Raw genomic sequence first — 18,149 nt, 5'->3', positions numbered from 1 at the left:
CCCGGTGTATCGGGGAGCGGCAGGAATAGCTATTTAAAACGATCCCACGGAATAATATTATCTAACAATACGGATAACAAAATCCCCATCAATAAGCCATTACTTAACAACGGACGAATGGTGAGCGGCACATCCTGTAAATATATCGGCGGCAGGTTCATTAAAAATAGCCCAATAAATAAGGGCAGTGCCAGACGATAGATATTCCGCGAAGTGAATTTCACCTGCTGGCTAAATACCAGGCTGGAATATAATAATGGCAGATAAGAGACCAGCATCACCGCGCTGCTGACGCCTAACGGAATAGCGCAGAAGAAGCGAGTTAGCGGGGTCACGATGGCGACCAGCAGGAACAGCAGCGCACCGTAGAAAAAGGATTTTCGCGAGCTGTCGTTGGTCTGAGTTAATAGCCCCACGGAGGAGACGAACGGCGAGAAAGGGATCACCGCCAGCGGTACGGTCACGAGAGTAATCACCCCGGAAACCACAAAGCTGCGGCGATAATGCGTACTGTTGGCGGGGCTCTGCGGGTAGAACACATCGGTACCGCGCACGGCGCCGTAGGTATTGCTGATATTCACCAGACCGGTGATAACCGCGGTGAGAATAATCCCTGGCGACAGCGTACCGTGGCTGCCCAGCGGGAACAGCTGCCAGTGCAGTTCGCCGAAGGAGTTGGCTGACGGGCCAAAGCAGATGCGCCACACCAGCCAGCCGACAACCGTGCCAATCAGCAGGGCGTAGCGGGAAATGCGCGCAGGTAAGAAGATAATCAGGCCAATCACGAACAACATAATGGCCGTCGAAATGGCGAACGGTGCAAGCTGCAGGCCGACGGTTGATTTGGCGATACCAAACGGCAGCCCCAGCATCCCTTTAAAGAAGATGGTGGTGAGCTGCGTGCCCAGCAGCAGCATAAAAGCGACCATCACCGTCGGGGTAAACAGCCGCGACAGGCGGTTACCGAGGCCGCTGATGCCGATAATAATGGTCAATACCGCAGAGATGGCGATTCCCACCGCCAGGCTGCTGGCAATATCGTTCAGCGGCGTGCCGCGCGAGGCTTCTGCCAGGGTGATGGTCAGAATGGTACCCCACCATAAGCCGGTTGGCCCTTCCATAATGGCGCGGCGGTGGCCAAAAAAGACCTGCAGTAAACAGGCGACCGCGGTGCTGAGAAACGCGTACTGGGTCAGCATCAACAGGCTGCTGTTGGGCAGATGGAAAGCGGAAACCAGCGTTGGCGGGACCACCACGGTATTGCAGAAAATAAAGAAGAACCACTGAAACCCGGACAACAGGTTTTCACGTTGAAACAGAGACTTCGGCATAGGGCACACCTGTAAATAAACGCTACTGTAGGCCTTTTTATCGCCCATCAGACATTTCAGGCATTAACGGCCTGAAAACGGGAATGAAATGCCGAAAATGCGGCATGAAATGCAGTATTTGTGTGATGAATATATCTATCCTGGACTATGCCGCAAACTCCGCCAGTCTGGCAACGGGGAAATGCAGCCTGGGATCCTGGCGGAACGTCTCCAGCAGGTATTCGACGGTGGCTTTGACGCGCGGCGCAACCAGCGCCCGGTGCGGGTACTGAATCACCATTTCATAGCTACCGCTATCGTGTTGCCCGAAGAGCAGCGTTTTTAGCTGCCCGCTTTGCAGATGCGCCAGCGCGTGATGAACGCCAACTTGTGCAATTCCCAGGCCCAGCAGCGCCGCCTGAAGCTGGGCTTCGGGGGCGGAGAGGGTGACAACAGCGGCGTCCGGTTCCAGCGTTATCAGGCTGCCATCGGGCGCGTGAAAGTTCCAGGGCGACACTTTGCCGCCGAGAAAGCGACGGGCGATCAGATGATGATGCCTGAGCGCGTCCGGCGTGGTTGGTATGCCACACTCCGCCAGGTAGGCCGGTGAAGCCACCAACACCATATTCAACAGACAGACCGGGCGGGAAATCAGCGACGAATCGACAATGCGCCCGCCGCGGATAGCCAGATCGTAGCCATCGCGGACGATATCCGTCACCCGATCGTCAAAATCCACCTCAACGGAAAGGCCAGGATAGCGCTGACGCAGCCCCGGCAGGGCGGGCAGCAGTTGTTCGCGCCCAAAGGCCGCGCTGGTGGAGATGCGCACGTGCCCCCGCGTCTCCATTTTCCCGGCCACGACCGTATCGACGGCGGTATCCAGTGCCTCAATGGCGATGCGCGCCTGTTGTAAAAAGGCTGCCCCTTCTTCGGTCAGGCTGAGCTTGCGGGTGGTGCGGTTCATTAAACGAACCCCCAGCGCCTGCTCCAGCCCGGCGATGTTTTTGCTGATGGCGGCGGCGCTCACGCCCTGAAGCCGCGCGGCGGCGGCAAAGCTGCCTGCATCGGCGGCATCGATAAACGAAGTAATGGCGCGCACGCGCTGAGAAAGGTCCATGTCCGGTTCCGATAGCAGGGGTAATGGCCTTTATTATTAACCTTAGGTTGAAAGTACATCAACCATAAGGCCTATTAAAGTTAGCAATAGCTCGTCGCATACTGCGTGTCATTCGAGATAAACACGACAAGGTCATCGACATATGAAAACGCTGGTGGTGGTTTCCCATCCTTATTTCTCTCAATCCCGCGCGATCCACGCGCTGCAGCAGACCGCCGAAGAGGCGGAAAATGTGACGGTACGTAACCTGGAAGCACTGTACGGTGATAACCCTGCGGCCATCGACGTGGCGGCAGAGCAGGCAGCCTATGCGGAGGCTGACCGGGTGGTGTTCCTCTATCCTACCCACTGGTTCAACCTGACGCCGATGCTCAAAGCCTATTTGAATGCGGTCTGGACCTACGGCTGGGCCTTTGGTCCCGGCGGCGAGGCGCTGAAAGCGAAACAACTACAAATTGTTACCACAGCGGGGGCGAGTGAGTTCACCTATTCCCATGAAGGTCTGCTCAACAGCACCATGGAAGAGGTGCTCACCCCTATGAAAGCCAGCGCCCGCTATGTGGGCATGGACTACCGCCCGCCGCTGGCGTTTTATGAGGTGGCGGCCCGCAATAAAGATAAGCTGAGCGAGTTCCAGGCACGTTTTGCCGCCGAACTGCGCGCGGCGTAAACGGAGGAGAGGTATGATGATAAAACGTCAGTTAGGGCAAGGGCTTGAGGTGTCGGCGCTGTCGCTTGGCGCCATGGGCTATGGCAAAGCCCGCGAGCTACCGGACCGCGAGCAGATGATTGCGCTGATCCGCCATGCGGTTGAACGGGGGATGGATTTCTTCGACACCGCCGAGGTGTACGGCCCCTGGACCAACGAACGGATGGTCGGTGAGGCGCTTGCGCCGTTTCGTCATCAGGTCAAAATCGCCACCAAATTTGGCTGGGATATCGATCAGCAGACCGGCGAGCATCGCGGGGGCGTCAACAGCCGTCCGGAGCAGATCCGCCGCTCGATAGAAGGCAGCCTGAAGCGTCTGGGGACCGATTATATCGACCTGTACTATCAGCATCGCGTTGACCCGGACGTGCCCATGGAAGAGGTTGCAGGAACGGTGCAGGATCTGATTGCCGAAGGGAAGGTACGCTGGTTTGGCATGTCGGAAGCCAGCGCTGAATCTATCCGACGGGCCCACGCGGTACAGCCGCTGGCGGCGCTGCAAAGCGAATATTCCCTGTGGACGCGCGAACCGGAGCGTGAGATTTTGCCGACGCTGGAAGCGCTGGGCATTGGGCTGGTTCCCTACAGTCCGCTGGGCAAAGGTTTTCTGACCGGGAAAATCGACGCCTCCACGGTCTTCGACAGTAGCGATATCCGCGCCCACACGCCGCGCTTTGCCGATGCCGCCCGCACCAGCAATCAACAACTGGTTACGCTTATCCGCCAGATTGCCGACAAACATGCCGCCACCCCGGCGCAGGTGGCGCTGGCATGGCTGATGGTGCAAAAACCGTGGATCGTGCCGCTGTTTGGTACCCGCAGCCAGATCCGCTTTGAGGAGAATATCGGTGCGCTGAACCTCACGCTCGATGCGCAGGATCTTAAGTGCATCGCCGACGCCAATATTGAGATTCAGGGCGAGCGCTATCCGGCGGAGGTACTGCGTTTCTCTGGCCGGTAGCGACGGTATTCATGAAACTGGCTCATAGGCCAGTTCTGATTTCACCAACTAATCAACCTCACGTTAACGCTCTATACTTTTCCCATTTACCCGTTTATTCGGGAGCCTGCGGGCTCCCTTCGAAGAGGCAATGATGCAAAACCCATTAAATGACCGTCAGCAGGCGATGATCCCCATTGCCGCGCTGACCGCCTGCGGTGACATGACCCGACTGACCACCGCGCTGCATGAAGGGCTGGACGCTGGGCTGACCGTGAATGAGATCAAAGAAGTGCTGGTTCAGCTTTATGCCTACTGTGGTTTCCCGCGCAGCCTTAACGGCCTCGGCTGCTTTATGTCGGTGATGAACGCGCGTCAGGCGCAGGGCATTGTCGATGAAGAAGGTAAGGCTGCCACCCCAGCGGCAGCGGGATGGGATAGTCTGGCCGCCGGGCGTGATACCCAAACGGCGCTGGTGGGCAGAGCGGTGAGCGGGCCGCTGTTTGATTTTGCTCCGGCTATCGATACCTACCTGAAAGCGCATCTGTTTGGCGATATCTTCCAGCGCGATGTGCTGGACTGGCCGGCACGTGAACTGGCGACGATTTCTGCGCTGGCCGCCATTCCCGGCGCAGAAAGCCAGCTGAAAAGCCACTTTGCCATCAGTCACCATAACGGTATCACCTCAGAGCAACTTCAGGCGTTTATCGCCGTGCTGGCAGCGACGTGCTCTGCGGACATGGCGGCTAATGCCAATGCGGTTCTGGCGCAGTTTCTTGCTGAAACCGCGAAGTCATAACGCTGTACCTGGCTTAATGCGCGAAATGCTCGCGTAGGATCTGCGTCAGCAGATCGAACACCAGCCTCACGCGGGCGGGGAGCAGCGGCAGATGCGGGCGAAATATATAGAGCTGCCACGGCTGATAGTTTAGCGATGGCAGCAAATTCACCAGTTCGCCGCGCTGCAGGAACGGACGCACGGTAATATCCGCCAACTGGCTAACGGTACGCCCGGCGAGCGCCGCCGCCAGCTCGCTGTCGATATCGAACGCGACAAACGCCGGGTTGGTCGGGAAGAAGCTGTTGTCGTTAGCAAACTGCCACGGCCAGACGCGGCCGGAATTGCTGTTGCTGAGCGCGCTCAGCGGGTAGTGAAGCTGCAGCGCTTTGAGGTCAGCGGGTTCGCCCAGCCGCTGGATTAACGCTGGCGCGGCGACAATCTGCACCCCGACCGGGCGGATCGTTTTGACGATATAGCGATTATCCGGCACCGCGCCAATACGAATGCCAATATCAATCTGCTCATCAATAATATTCAGGTGACGACCGGTGTTATGCCACTCGATGGCAATCTCCGGGTAGCCCGACAGCTGATGCAGAAGCTGACAGATAATATCCCGGTTCTCAAACAGCGGGGGCAGGGTGATACGCACTTTGCCCGCCATGGCCTGCTCATTACGCTGCTGGCCTTCGGCAAACAGCGCTTCGCTCTCCGCCAGCAGCCGCTCGGCTTTAGGCCAGAACTGCTGACCAAACGGCGTGAGCTTAATTTGTCGGGTATTACGCAGAAACAGCATCTCGCCGAGCTGGCTTTCCAGCTCAGCGATGCCGCGAGTGACCTGCTGTGGCGCGAGGCCCAACTGAGTGGCGGCTTCGCGGAATTTGAGCGTCTGCGCGGCGGTACAGAAAATTTTCAGCGCATCAAGTTTATCGAGCATGGTGTGGCCTGATGATTAAGGGTTTACTGGCTATTATATCCAAAATTGGAATTCTGAAAGCAGGATAAATTCATATACTGGTAATAATCTACGGCGGATAATCACGGCATCGAAACGCGGGGCGACAACGCCTGACGGCGCAAATATCAACGGTTAGCGGGAGGATTTATGGATCAGCGGACATGGCTTATTACAGGCGTAAGCAGCGGTTTTGGTCGTGAAATGGCGCAGCAGCTGCTGGCGCGCGGTGAACGCGTGATTGGCACGGTGCGCAGCACGGCGAAGGTGGAAGACCTGCTGGCCGCCTGGCCAGAGACCTTCAGCGCACCGCTGCTGGATGTCACCGATGGCGCGGCGGTGCGTCAGGTGGTGGATGAAGCCTGGGCACGCTTTGGCCGCATTGACGTGGTGATTGCCAACGCCGGGTACGGCCTGTTTGGCGCGGCGGAAGAGTTGAACGACGCGCAGGTGCAGCAAATGATTGATACCAACCTGCTGGGTTCTATCCAGCTTATCCGCAGCGCGCTGCCGCATCTGCGTGCCCAGGGCGGTGGCCGAGTGATTCAGATCTCCTCCTACGGCGGCCAGGTGGCCTTCGCCGGAAACTCAATGTATCACGCCACCAAATGGGGCATTGAAGGTTTTGTCGAAGCCGTGGCGCAAGAAGTGGCACCGTTTGGTATCGGAATGACCATCGTCGAGCCCGGCGGTGCGCGCACCGAATTCCGCTACGGCAGCGCGCAGGTCGCGACCCTGATGCCGGAATACGATGCGACACCAGCGCATAGCTTCCTTAAGATGCTCGACCCGGCGAACGGTCAGGCACCGGGCGACCCGGCGCGGATGGCGGCACGCATTATTGAAAGCGTGGAGGTCAATCCGGCCCCGCTGCGCATGGTACTGGGCTCGCAGGCGCTGCAAAGCACCATATCGACGCTGCGCGCGCGCGTTGCCGATTTTGAAACGCAGCAAGCGCTGGCGGCATCGACCGATTTCCCCGCTGGCGAGTAACCCCTTCACCGGCAGCACGCGTCTGCCGGTTTCTTCTTTTTTGTCAGGACATTATGAGCAGAACCGAACACTCCACGCCGAATAAACGCGCCGCCACCTCCGGGATCTTCTTTATTGTGATTCTCGGTGCGCTGATGGCATTTACCTCGCTTTCAACCGATATCTACCTGCCCGCCATGCCGATGATGGCCGCCGAACTGCAGGGGAACGTCGAACTGACCATTACCGGCTTCCTGATTGGCTTCTCGTTTGCCCAGCTTATCTGGGGGCCAATTAGCGACCGCATTGGCCGTCGTATCCCGCTGTTTATTGGTATGGTTCTGTTTGTGATTGGCTCTGCCGGTTGCGCGCTGTCGAGCGACATGCCGCAGATTGTTTTCTGGCGAGTGTTCCAGGCGTTCGGCGCCTGTACCGGCCCGATGTTGGCGCGCGCAATGATTCGCGACCTCTATGCCCGCACCCGCGCGGCGCAGATGCTCTCGACGCTGGTGATTATCAGCGCCATCGCCCCGGTGGTGGGCCCGCTGCTCGGTGGGCAGATTGTGACGATCGCTTCCTGGCGCGCAGTGTTCTGGCTGCTGGTGGTGATGGGGGCGGCGATGTTTATCGCGCTGTGGTGGCTACCGGAAACGCTGCCGGGCGAAAAACGGCTGACCACGCCCATCAGCAGCGCGTTTGGCAACTACGCTTCGCTGTTGAAAAACCGCGAGTTTATGCGCTACACCCTGTGCGTGAGCTTTTTCTACGTGGCGGCCTACGCCTTTATCGCCGGTTCACCGTTTGTCTATATCAGCTACTACCACGTTGATCCGCAGCACTACGGCTGGCTGTTTGCGGTCAATATTATCGGCGTGATGGCGCTAAGCTCCGTTAACCGCCGCTTAGTGCAGCGTCACCCGTTGCATACGCTGTTGCGGGTAGCCGCCTTTGTGGCCGCGCTGGCGACCGTACTGCTGGCGCTGTCGGTGAAAACGCATATGGGCGGCATGGTGGCGATGGTGCTGACTATCTTTATCTTCTTCTCGATGAACGGCATTGTCGCCGCGGCCTCTACCGCCGCCGCGCTGGATACGGTGCCATCGAATCTGGCGGGGTCGGCCTCGGCGCTGATTGGCTCGTTGCAGTACGGCAGCGGGATCGTCTCGTCGCTGCTGCTGTCGGTGTTTAGCGACGGCACGCCGTGGGCGATGGCCTGGATCATGATGGCCTTTACGCTGCTGTGCTTTGTGATGGTGATGAAAGGCAAAGGCGGAGAGCAGCGCACGTTGGCGCAGGAATAAGCCTACGGAATATCCGGTTACATATTGATACGAAAATGGTTGCGGCGGCTTATTATATTCTGTTTTGTATATGATAATGATGTTATATCGTAACGCCAAAATCCGCATCCGTTTGCCATTCCTGCTATTACCAGATGTGTTGCAGCCGGGTAGGCGAAACCATTGGGAGCATCAGGGTGTCATTACCACCGCTATTGCAGAATAAGGCGCCGCATCCGCGCCTGTTTTTGCGTCTTACCATTGCTAGATTTTCCCTCTACGGCGTACTGCTGCTGGTCGGCCTGATTTACGCGTTCCTGCTATTAATCGCAGGAACCGGACTCTGGCTGCCCACATTCCGACTGCTGCTGGCTATCGTGTTGGTGGCGCTGGCGTTTGTTGATAACGCCATACGCTATGAGTGCCCAGCCCCAGCCCCAGCCCCAGCGGCGCAAAGCGATGAATCCCCCCCAGCGCGGCAGCGTCAGTTACTCCCTCCCGCCATACAGAGCTGGCTGAACTATTTCCAAAACCACCTGGCGCTGACCGCGGTGCTGTCGCTGCTGGCGATCTTTTTCGCCGTTTCCGGCCTGGCGGATCGCAGCCCCGCCAGTGAAGCCGACACGGCGATAAGCCGGGTCATCCCCGGCATTCTGCTGGTCATCAGCTTCGGCCTGCTGGTTATCGAACGCACTATTTCTTTTAAGACCATCCGCCACTGGCGCTACCAGCAGGAATATGTCGGGCTGACGCGCGTCATGCTGAACCTGCTGCTCCTGCTGGCCGGGTCGCTGCTGCTGGTCACCTACTCGCCGACGCTGACGTTGTGGCTTATCAAACTGGGCTGCCTGCTGGTGCTGCTGGTGGCATTGGAATATTTCTTGCGCGTGCTGATGGTGATGGCCACGCCGTTGCCGCAGGATAGCTATCCCCGTTTCCTGACCCGTAGCCTGCTTGCCGCCCAGTATCGCTGGCCACTACGCCCGCTGGCTTTTGTTCTCGACACGCTGGAACAACGCTTTGGCATCGATCTGCGTCAGGTTCAGGCATTTCGCCTGATGGGCAAAACCATCGTCCCGGTGGTTTGCGGGCTGGCGGTGCTTGGCTGGTTGCTGAGCGGATTGACGCAGGTGCCGCTGCATCAGCGGGGCATTTACGAGCGCTTTGGTCGCCCGATGGCGGTGCTCTCGCCGGGGCTGCACGCCGGTCTGCCCTGGCCGTTTGGCCGGGTGCGCGCCGTGGAGTTCGGCGCGGTGCATGAGCTGCGCCTGAGCGATGAGCCGGAGCAGAAGGCGCGTAACGACGTACCGGACAGCGCAGAAGGCCCGGCGCCGCAGAATAGCTGGCGTTTATGGGACAGCAGCCATCTGACCGACCAGTCGCAGGTGATTGCCAGCCAGGCCGCCGATAAGCAGAGTTTCCAGATAGTGAACATGGATATCCGCCTTATCTGGCGCGTGGGGCTGCGCAATGAAGATGCGCTCAACAGCCAGTATCAGGCGGAAGATTTGCCGGTGCTGATCCGCAGCATTGCCCGTCAGGTGCTGGTGGCGCAGTTTGCCAGCAAACAGCTCGATGAACTGCTCAACGAGCAGCGTGCCAGCCTGTCGACGACGCTCAATCAGCAAATCCAGCAGCGCTTAACCGCACTGAACACCGGCGTTGAACTGCTCTCTACCCGTATCGAAGCGATCCATCCGCCAGCCGGGGCTGCTGACGCCTATCACGGCGTGCAGGCTGCGCAAATTGCCGCCAGCGCACGGGTGGCTCGCGAGCGGGGCTATGCCGCGACGGTGACTAACGGTGCGCGACAAAACGCCGAAACCCGCGAGAACGATGCGCAGGCGTTTGCGGCGGAAAATCTCTCCCGCGCCCAGGCCGCCGCGGCGCAGTTTGCCGCCGACAGCCAGGCCTGGCAGCAGGCCGGTCAGGCCTTTATTCTCGAGCGCCGTTACCACATTCTGAGCCAGACGCTGGCCCATACGCCGCTTCTCATCCTGGATAGTCATCTTCAGGGCACCAATGAACCCGTTCTGGATATGCGCCAGTATCCTGCGCTCTCCGATAGCACTGCACCACAGAAGGCCAGCAAACCATGAAGATCCATTCAATCGTTCCTCCGCAGCGTACGGAAAAAGTGGGCGTGCGTCAGACGGCCTCTCCCGCGCCGCTGCGCAATAAGCGGGCGTTGCGGCTCGGTATTGCGGCCTTTTTACTGACGCTGGCGGTACTAACGGCCTGCCTGCTTAACGTCAGCGCGGGCAGCGCGACGGTGGTGACCCGTTTTGGCAATCCGGAGCGCGTGCTGCTTTCTCCGGGGCTGGCGTGGCGTTTACCGGCGCCGTTTGAAACGCCAATCAACGTTGACCTGCGCGTGCGTTCTACCTCCAGCGGTTTGCAGGATGTGGGTACCCGAGACGGGCTGCGGGTGCTAGTGCAGGCTTGGGTTATCTGGAAGGTGAAACCGGACGACGGCAATGTGCTGCGTTTTATCCGTGCGGTACAGAACCAGCCGGATGAAGCGGCGCGTCAGATTCGTACCTTTATCGGCTCGGCGCTGGAAACCACCACCAGTAACTACGCGCTGGCAGATATCGTCAACGTCGACAGCAGCAAAGTGAAAATCGCCCAGCTGGAGCAGGCGCTTCAGGCGCAGTTAAAAGCACAGTTGCTCAATAGTTACGGTATTGAAGTTATCCAGACCGGCATTGAACGGCTGACGCTACCGGCGGTGACCCTCAATGCCACCGTTGACCGCATGCGCGCCGAGCGTGAAACCATTGCGGCAGAGCGAACGGCGGAAGGCAAACGTCTGGCGGCGGAGATTCACTCCCAGGCCGATCGTGATGGGCGCATTGTAGAGGCCGATGCTTCCGTCAAGGCGGCGACCATTGTGGCAAACGCCCAGCGCGATGCGGCAACGATTTACGGCAAAGCCTGGGCCAGCGACCCGCAGTTGTATAACCTGCTGCGCTCGCTGGATACGCTGAGCACCATCGTCAATGGCAATACCCGTATGGTGCTGCGTACCGATGCAGAGCCGTTCCGGGCGCTGGTGCAGGGGCCGGATGAGCTCAAAGAGACGGCGAAACCATGATGCGTGATGCGCAGATATCCACGCCGTGGGGGCAGTCGTACCGCCTGGCCTTTTTTGCGCTCTACGCGGCGGCGATGATTGCCGCCTGCGCGTGGCTGTTTTCCAGCATCTACCAGATAGCCCCGGACAGCCGGGCGGTGGTCTACCGCTTCGGTAAACCGGTGCGAGTGGAAGGTGCGGGGCTGCTGTTTGCCTGGCCGTACCCGATTGAACGGGTAGAGCGGGTGCCGGGTTCGGAGCGTATTCTTGAACGCGACGTTAGGGCGTTGCAGCGGGAGCAGCAGCTAAGCCAGATTAACAGCTGGGACCGTGATAACGATGCAGGCGCAGGCGCGGGCTACTTGCTGACCGGCGATGCGGGCGTGGTGCAGCTTAACGTGCGGGTGTTCTGGCGGGTTGACGATCCGGTGCAGTTTGCGCTGCAGCGCCCGCATATTGAGCCGTTGATTGACCGTCTGGCAGAACGCGCGGCGGCGGTGGTGTGCGTGGGCCGCGATCTGGACTCGATTCTGGTGACCCGCCCTGAGACGCTGCAAAACGACAGTCGTGCGGCGCAGCAGCGTATTCAGCTGCGCAGTGATTTTAAGCAGGCGATGGCGCAAAGCCTGACGCGGTTAGCCGCCGGAGGCAACGATCCGGGCATTCGTATTGAGCGTGTGGATATCACCTCTTCACTGCCGGAGAACGCCGTGGCGGCGTTTAACGCCGTGCTGGCTGCCGGACAGCAGGCGGAGCAGGCGGTGGCCAGCGCCCGCACGGCGGCGGCGCTGCGTACCCAACAGGCGCAGCAGCAGGCCGACCGCACGCTGGGCCAGGCGCAGGCACGCGGTCAGGAAATTGTGGCGCAGGCTAACGTGGACACCCGCACCATTGTTCAACTGGCTCAGGCCCGCCATGACGGCACCGATGGCGGGCTGCTCCAGCGCGTCTGGCGTGACAAAGTGGCTCATATTCTGGCGCAGTCGGGGCAGGTGATTACCGTCGCGCCCGGTGACGACAGTCGTCTTATCCTGCAAGGCTTGCCGTCGCAGCCGGCTGCGCCAACCCATAGCGAGGCAAAACCATGAGCCATCAGTGTAGCCACGGCCATATTCACTTTAGCGGCAATCTGCAAACACCCGCCGAACAGCGACGCATGCAGCGTCAGTTGACGCTGACCATGGTCACCATCGGTCTGCTGTTGCTGAGCCTGCTTTGGCGGGCCATCGCCCCGGACCAGCCCGGCATTAGCGATATTCTTGCCGGCGTCGCCTGGCTGCTGGTGGCGGTACCGGTATTTCGTGCCGCGTGGCACAGCCTGCTGCACCCGGACCTGCACGGCGTGACCGACCTGCTGGTGGTACTGGCCATGCTCGGTGCCTGGGCGCTGGGGGATTTAATGACCGCCGCGCTGCTGCCGGTGATCATGATTTTTGGCCATATCCTCGAAGAGCGCAGCGTGATGGGGACCCGTCAGGCGATCGCCGGGCTGAGCAAGCTGACGCGCAGCCAGGCTCGACGCGTACGGGCCAACGGTGAACTGGAGTCCGTTGACAGCCAGCATCTGCAAGCGGGAGATGTGGTCGAGGTGCGACCGGGCGACCGGGTTCCTGCCGATGGACGAATTCTTTCCGGTCAGGCCAGTCTTGATGTGGCGCACATTACCGGTGAGTCTGTACCGGTTGAGGCGACAACTGGTATGAACGTTTTTGCGGGCAGCATCAACCTGAACGGCCTGCTACGCGTTGAAGTCAGCCATACCGGCGACCAGTCGACGCTCGGCAAAGTGATCGCGCTGATGAAGGATGCCGAGCAGGCAAAACCGCCAATCACCCGTATGCTCGAGCGCTACGCGGGCCACTACCTTATTCTGGTGCTGCTGATTGCGGCGACCACCTGGTTTTTAACCTACAACAGCCAGGCCATGCTGGCGGTGCTGGTGGCGGCATGCCCCTGCGCACTGGTGCTTTCGGCTCCGGCCACCGCGATGGCGGGTATTGCCGTCGCGGCGCGGCACGGCATTCTGATCCGTAATGCGGCATTTCTTGAAGAGCTGGCGGATGTCGATGCGCTGATCGTCGATAAAACCGGAACGTTGACCCAGGGGCGTTTGAGCTTTGTGGAAGCAGTGTTGGCGACGGATCTTCCACGTGAACGGGTGCTTGAACTGGCGGCTGCGCTGGGTGCCACCAGTAACCACCCGGTAAGCCGGGTGCTGGCGGAGACCGTGGCCGCGCCGGGTAACATCGGGTTGCGTGAGGTTGAAGAGATTCAGGGCGTTGGGATTACGGCGACCACCGATGACGGCGTTGCGCTACTCGGACGGCAGGCGCTGTTTACCCAGCATCATGTGCCGGTATCGCCAGTACCTGAGCATGAAGGCCCGGTAGTCGGGTTGGCGCTTGATGGCGTTTTCCTCGGCTGGTTCCTGCTGGAAGATACCCTGCGACCGGAAGCGCCCGCGGTGATGGCCGAACTGCAATCGCTGGGCGTTAACCGTGTACAGCTGCTGACCGGCGATCGGCTGGCGGTTGCCGAGCGCGTGGCGCAGCAGGCGGGCATTAATGAATTGGCCGCTGAAGCGCTACCGGCGGAAAAACTGCGTCAGGTGCAGGAGATGGTGGATGACGGCTGGCGGCCGATGGTCGTTGGCGATGGCATCAACGATGCGTTGGCGTTAAAAGCGGGTGCGGTGGGTATCGCGATGGGCGGCAGCGGTGCGGATATCGCGCTGGCGTCGGCGGACGTAGTGCTGGCGGGCGGTGATTTGCGCCGCTTGCCGAGCGCTATCCGCCTGAGCCGTAAATGTCGTTCGACGCTGCAGGTCAACGTCTTTATTGGGCTAGGCTGGACGATTCTGATCGTCGCGGCGGCGGCGATGGGATTGCTGGGTTCGGCTGGCGCGCTGATCGCGGCGGTGCTGCATAATCTCAGCACGCTGCTGGTGCTGCTCAACACCGGGCGGTTGTTGCAGTTCGATGAGACCCACTAAACCGAGCGTGGCAACACCGCGTTGCCACGCGCTTTCTTGCGCTACAGCGCTCTGACGCTGCCCTGATACACCACCGGGCCGGACGGTCCGGGCAGCGGAGAGCCGCCTGGCGGTTCCAGGCTGATGGCCAGTACGGTCTGATTATCCAGCGCCTCGGCGGGGAGCTTGAAGGTGTTGCCGTCACGCTGGGTGATAAGCCCGAGCGAGCGCGGCGGGGCGCTGCCTTTGATCATCCACAGTTGCAGCGTTTTGTCGTGCGGCAAGGTGACACCTAGCGCCGAGACCTGAAGCGTAGAAACCGATCTATCCAGCATCACCACGAACTGCCGCTCTGACTGTTTATCACTAAGAATGGCAATGGTCTGTAGTGCAGAGGGAGAGTCTGGTTTTATCACCTGAGTGAGGATAACAACGCCACCCAACGTGGCGGCAAGCGCCCAGCCTAGCCAGAATAACGGACGATTTCCCGCCGATGAAGCGACCTGGGCGGTCTGATGTGGCACCAGATCGCGTGCGATGTGCTGCCAAAGCCCTGGCGAGGGCGCAACGTCACGCGTGGTGATGTCAACAGCGCTAAACGCCTTCTGCCAGCGCGCGACTTCAGCGGCGAAATCGTCGTCCTCATCCAGACGTTTATCTAGCTGCCGTCGCTGCAGCGGGTCGGTTAATCCCAGCACATAGGTGGCGGCCGACAATGCTTCTTTCTGTTCCATGCTCATAGGCCAATACACTCCCTGAGGTGCGTCAACGCGCGGCGGATCCAGCTTTTTACCGTGCCTTCCGGTTGGTTCATCGACAGAGCAATTTCGGTTTGCGACAGGCCGCGATAATAGGCCAGTGCGATGCTTTGGCGCTGCTCGGCGGGTAAATGGTCCATGCAGTGATGAAGCCGACGCGCCTCCTGATGCACATCGTCGCCGGGCGGCAGCGCTTGAAAACCGTCCTCGGCTTCGCTTATCTCCTCAACCGAACAACAGCGATGCTCATGCTTGCGCAAATAATCAATCGCGCGATTTCTGGCGATATGGCAGAGCCAGATTTGCGGTTCGCTGCGCTGCTCGTCGTAATAGATGGCCGATTGCCAGATTTGAATAAAGGTATCGTGGAGGATCTCTTCGGCCCAGTCACGCCGTCTGACCATGCGCAGAATGATGCCCAGCAGTTTGGGAGCGAGGAGATGATAGAGCTGCGCCAGGGCATCTTTATCGCCGCAGGCTATCTGGTTCATTAATCCGGCATGAATATGAGGCACATTGGCTGTCATCGGCTTCCCTTAAAGGTGCAGCCACACCAGGAGTGGCTGCACTCAGTATAGGCAATGCTTTACGGCATCAGCACAGTATCGATAACGTCGATCACACCGTTACTCTGATTCACGTCATAGGTGGTGATATTGGCGATGTTGCCGCGCACGTCTTTAATCTGAATATTGTGCGGCCCGTTTGCCATCACCCACAGCGATTCGCCGTTAACGGTTTTCAGCTCCGCCTTCCCGCCGCCGGCTTTAATTTTTTTCTCCAGCGCTTTCATATCGAGTTTCCCTGAGACCACATGATAGGTGAGCACGCTGGTGAGTTTTTGTTTGTTTTCCGGTTTAAGCAGCGAGTCGACGGTGCCTGCTGGCAGTTTTTCAAACGCCGTATTGGTTGGGGCAAAGACGGTAAACGGCCCAGCGCCTTCCAGCGTTGGCACCAGCCCTGCGGCTTTGACTGCCGCGACCAGCGTGGTGTGATCCTTCGAATTCACGGCGTTCTGCACAATATTTTTAGAGGGGTACATGGCAGCACCACCGACCATTACCGTGCTGTTATCCATCATTGCCGCCTGAGCAGCACCGTTGACGATCAGGGTAGAAAAAAGCATCGTTTTAAGAAATTGTTTCATTTTCACTTCCCTCATTGGTTGTTTTAGGAAGGGTTTATGTGCCCTCATCTGTTAATACGAATGAAGAAAGGAAACGGATGCACAAAAAATGAATTATTTTATCAGCCGAGCCACATTGGGCCGATTACGGTATTTGTTCTCCCACGGCATCCCATAGCCCACCAGCAGATCGTCATTCTCCATCTCCCATGCGTAGTACTGCTTTACCGGGATTGCCACGCGACCCGGCTTCACGAACAGCACCGCAACTGACACGGAAGCGGGGCGATAGTGTTCTGCCAGGTGTGCGACCAGACGCTTCATGGTGCCGCCGGATTCAATCGCGTCATCAATCACGATGACGTCTCGGTTGGTGATATCAATATTCTGGTGATAGACGATGGTCGAGCCGTTATGGCGGTCGCCCGGCGTATGGGGGCAGGAGATATAATCCATGCTGATATCAAAATCTAATTGCCGGGTGAGGTCGGCGGTGAAGAGGATCCCGCCGGGCACCACGGTAATGACCACGGCATCGCGAAAATCGCGGTTTAGCTGCGCTGCTACGTTGCGAACGCCTGTCGCAATCGCTGCTTCATCAAGGATAATTTCGCCGATACGGTGATTGCTCATGTTAACTCCTGGTGTGAATCCATCACAATCGAGCATGATGGCTATGAATAAACGTCACGATATTGCCCGGAAAATGTCGGCCGACGTTTAGCCGACGGAGATCACCGTATCTTGTAAGATCCCGGCGATGATATCGCGCGCTTCACGGGGTTCGGGAAGCTCGCGGTGTTGCCCGCAATGATACTGCGAGAGCCAGTAAGTCAATATCCCGAGGACCAGACGCACGGCGCGCCCCGGCGCCTGTATGCTGGCGGAAACCGCGCGGGTCAGGCAGTCCGTGATGGCCGATTGAATGACGATGTGCTGCTCGCGGGCGTGCTGAATAAGCGTGGCGTACAGCGGTTTCAGGCTGCCGCGCCGCGATTCGTAGTAGTACTTAATGAACATGTCTTCCGCGCAGGCGACCGGCTGAGCGCTAAACCAGGCGTGGGTCCGCTGCTCAAGCTGCTGTAGATGAGCGCTCAAACCCTGAGGTAAGGTGATGCACACACGATGCTCCATGATGTCGGGAGAGTCCTGCCTGACGGCAACAGTGGGCTAACAGATAGCGCCACTATGATACATTGTGATAGATTGTGCAATATATTGATCGTTTGTGGGAGGTTGCCTTGATTGATTATGATGCTTTACCCGATCAGCGACAGGCGTTTATTCACCAGCTGCTGATGAAAACCGGCCGGGTGATTGGGGCTGATGTGGCACGACAGCTTGGCGTTTCAGAACATACGATTCGTCGCGACCTGCAGGAGCTGGCGCGTCAGGGGGTGTGCAAGAAGGTCTACGGCGGCGCAGTTAGTCAGCTGATTGCCTCAAGCCCGTTGGCCTCGCGCATTGAACAAAACGTCTCTGAGAAGTCGCTGGTGGGTCGCAAATGCGCCGAACTGCTGAAGCCAGAATCCTGCGTCTTTATTGATTCCGGCTCAACCTACCTGGCGATGGCGGCGTTTATTCCTGAGGATATTGAACTGACGATTGTCACCAACTGCCCGCAAATTGCTGCGGCATTAGGCGCCAGAACCCACGGTGAACTGATTCTTCTGGGCGGTAAAGTGAATCCGAAAACGGGAAGTACGCTCAGCTCAGACACGGTGAATCAGGTGCGGGAGATGGTTTTTGAGCAGGCGTTTGTCGGCGTCTGCGGCTTGGATCTGCAGGCGGGATTAAGTGCGGTCTATTATGAAGATGCCTGTTTTAAGAAGCAGGTCATCGCGCAGAGCAATGAGGTGATTACCGCCGTGACGGCAGAAAAAATCGCCCAGGTCGCCCGCTATAAAGTGGTTTCCTGCGAAGAAATTGATGTGATGGTGGTGAGTCCGGATACCCAGACGGTGGATTTCGATAACGGTAATATCCGCATCGAAAGGGCGGAATAGCGTATTTTCCGGGAGGGTGAAAACCTTCCCATTTCGCTGCACAACAGACGCGAATGAAATGATGGCAACATAACGGTTTTAAATAAATGCTTGAGAGGGATATTTCGGAGATAAAACAGAATGGTGCGTCTGAATGGACTCGAAC

18 protein-coding genes and 1 tRNA gene (1 of these 19 only partly in view) are annotated in these 18,149 nt (G+C 58.6%); 10 read left to right on the top strand and 9 right to left on the bottom strand.

Features of this window, described 5'->3' with window-relative positions; all coding sequences use genetic code 11:
• Positions 1–29: 29 nt before the first annotated feature.
• Positions 30–1,331 carry a uracil/xanthine transporter gene (locus V6944_RS06400; protein WP_333498321.1) on the bottom strand — a complete coding sequence of 434 codons (1,302 nt, stop codon included), beginning with the start codon at positions 1,329–1,331 and terminating at the stop codon, positions 30–32.
• Positions 1,332–1,476: 145 nt separating this feature from the next.
• The gene (locus tag V6944_RS06395; RefSeq protein WP_333498320.1) at positions 1,477–2,430 is read right to left on the bottom strand and encodes a LysR family transcriptional regulator; all 954 of its coding nucleotides are present in this window, start codon (positions 2,428–2,430) and stop codon (positions 1,477–1,479) included.
• A gap of 142 nt (positions 2,431–2,572) precedes the next feature.
• Here V6944_RS06395 and V6944_RS06390 point away from each other — a divergent pair, with 142 nt between their 5' ends.
• From V6944_RS06390 to V6944_RS06380, 3 genes are all read left to right on the top strand, one after another.
• Positions 2,573–3,100, top strand: coding sequence for an NAD(P)H-dependent oxidoreductase (locus V6944_RS06390; protein WP_333498319.1), 528 nt, complete (start codon positions 2,573–2,575; stop codon positions 3,098–3,100).
• Between the two features lie 16 nt (positions 3,101–3,116).
• Positions 3,117–4,100, top strand: coding sequence for an aldo/keto reductase (locus V6944_RS06385; RefSeq protein WP_333498607.1), 984 nt, complete (start codon positions 3,117–3,119; stop codon positions 4,098–4,100).
• 106 nt (positions 4,101–4,206) lie between these two features.
• Entirely contained in the window at positions 4,207–4,878 is a 672-nt protein-coding gene (locus V6944_RS06380; RefSeq protein WP_333498606.1) for a carboxymuconolactone decarboxylase family protein, read from the top strand.
• 13 nt (positions 4,879–4,891) lie between these two features.
• On the opposite strand, the gene V6944_RS06375 is transcribed toward V6944_RS06380, so the two are convergent.
• The gene (locus tag V6944_RS06375) at positions 4,892–5,797 is read right to left on the bottom strand and encodes a LysR family transcriptional regulator (RefSeq protein WP_333498318.1); all 906 of its coding nucleotides are present in this window, start codon (positions 5,795–5,797) and stop codon (positions 4,892–4,894) included.
• A gap of 168 nt (positions 5,798–5,965) precedes the next feature.
• Between V6944_RS06375 and V6944_RS06370 the strand changes: the two genes are divergently transcribed.
• The 6 genes from V6944_RS06370 to V6944_RS06345 all read left to right on the top strand — a co-directional run bounded on the left by V6944_RS06370 (position 5,966) and on the right by V6944_RS06345 (position 14,135).
• On the top strand, positions 5,966–6,808 hold the full coding sequence (locus tag V6944_RS06370) for an SDR family oxidoreductase (protein WP_333498317.1): 843 nt from the start codon (positions 5,966–5,968) through the stop codon (positions 6,806–6,808).
• Between the two features lie 53 nt (positions 6,809–6,861).
• Complete coding sequence (locus tag V6944_RS06365; RefSeq protein WP_333498316.1) at positions 6,862–8,088, top strand: multidrug effflux MFS transporter; 1,227 nt, start codon at positions 6,862–6,864, stop codon at positions 8,086–8,088.
• A gap of 176 nt (positions 8,089–8,264) precedes the next feature.
• Positions 8,265–10,166 (top strand): protease modulator HflK, encoded by a 1,902-nt coding sequence (hflK, locus tag V6944_RS06360; RefSeq protein WP_333498315.1) that lies wholly within the window; start codon positions 8,265–8,267, stop codon positions 10,164–10,166.
• On the top strand, positions 10,163–11,164 hold the full coding sequence (hflC, locus tag V6944_RS06355; RefSeq protein WP_333498314.1) for a protease modulator HflC: 1,002 nt from the start codon (positions 10,163–10,165) through the stop codon (positions 11,162–11,164). The genes hflK (V6944_RS06360) and hflC overlap by 4 nt, the downstream gene beginning before the upstream one ends.
• Complete coding sequence (gene hflK / locus V6944_RS06350; RefSeq protein ID WP_333498313.1) at positions 11,161–12,231, top strand: protease modulator HflK; 1,071 nt, start codon at positions 11,161–11,163, stop codon at positions 12,229–12,231. The genes hflC and hflK (V6944_RS06350) overlap by 4 nt, the downstream gene beginning before the upstream one ends.
• Positions 12,228–14,135: a heavy metal translocating P-type ATPase gene (locus tag V6944_RS06345; protein WP_333498312.1), complete on the top strand. Its 1,908-nt coding sequence runs from the start codon at positions 12,228–12,230 to the stop codon at positions 14,133–14,135. The genes hflK (V6944_RS06350) and V6944_RS06345 overlap by 4 nt, the downstream gene beginning before the upstream one ends.
• Positions 14,136–14,176: 41 nt before the next feature.
• On the opposite strand, the gene V6944_RS06340 is transcribed toward V6944_RS06345, so the two are convergent.
• The 5 genes from V6944_RS06340 to V6944_RS06320 all read right to left on the bottom strand — a co-directional run bounded on the left by V6944_RS06340 (position 14,177) and on the right by V6944_RS06320 (position 17,132).
• Positions 14,177–14,854 (bottom strand): anti-sigma factor, encoded by a 678-nt coding sequence (locus V6944_RS06340; protein ID WP_333498311.1) that lies wholly within the window; start codon positions 14,852–14,854, stop codon positions 14,177–14,179.
• Positions 14,851–15,399: an RNA polymerase sigma factor gene (locus tag V6944_RS06335; RefSeq protein WP_333498310.1), complete on the bottom strand. Its 549-nt coding sequence runs from the start codon at positions 15,397–15,399 to the stop codon at positions 14,851–14,853. Before V6944_RS06335 ends, V6944_RS06340 begins: the two co-directional genes overlap by 4 nt.
• Before the next feature lie 59 nt (positions 15,400–15,458).
• Positions 15,459–16,019 carry a fasciclin domain-containing protein gene (locus V6944_RS06330; RefSeq protein ID WP_333496461.1) on the bottom strand — a complete coding sequence of 187 codons (561 nt, stop codon included), beginning with the start codon at positions 16,017–16,019 and terminating at the stop codon, positions 15,459–15,461.
• Positions 16,020–16,112: 93 nt separating this feature from the next.
• Entirely contained in the window at positions 16,113–16,631 is a 519-nt protein-coding gene (locus V6944_RS06325) for a phosphoribosyltransferase (RefSeq protein WP_333498309.1), read from the bottom strand.
• Positions 16,632–16,718: 87 nt separating this feature from the next.
• Positions 16,719–17,132: a hypothetical protein gene (locus V6944_RS06320; RefSeq protein ID WP_333498308.1), complete on the bottom strand. Its 414-nt coding sequence runs from the start codon at positions 17,130–17,132 to the stop codon at positions 16,719–16,721.
• A gap of 107 nt (positions 17,133–17,239) precedes the next feature.
• On the opposite strand from V6944_RS06320, the gene V6944_RS06315 reads away from it, so the two are divergent.
• Positions 17,240–18,004, top strand: a complete 765-nt coding sequence (locus V6944_RS06315; RefSeq protein WP_333498307.1) for a DeoR/GlpR family DNA-binding transcription regulator — start codon at positions 17,240–17,242, stop codon at positions 18,002–18,004.
• A gap of 121 nt (positions 18,005–18,125) precedes the next feature.
• Here V6944_RS06315 and V6944_RS06310 read toward each other — a convergent pair.
• Positions 18,126–18,149 (bottom strand) — tRNA-Val (locus V6944_RS06310) (it continues 153 nt past the right edge of the window).

Origin of the sequence: Kluyvera sp. CHPC 1.2972, assembly GCF_036759925.1 — a bacterium.
Taxonomy (GTDB): domain Bacteria; phylum Pseudomonadota; class Gammaproteobacteria; order Enterobacterales; family Enterobacteriaceae; genus Kluyvera.
The sequence above is the reverse complement of the archived record's forward strand: the minus strand, read 5'-3'. Positions and strand labels throughout refer to the sequence as shown.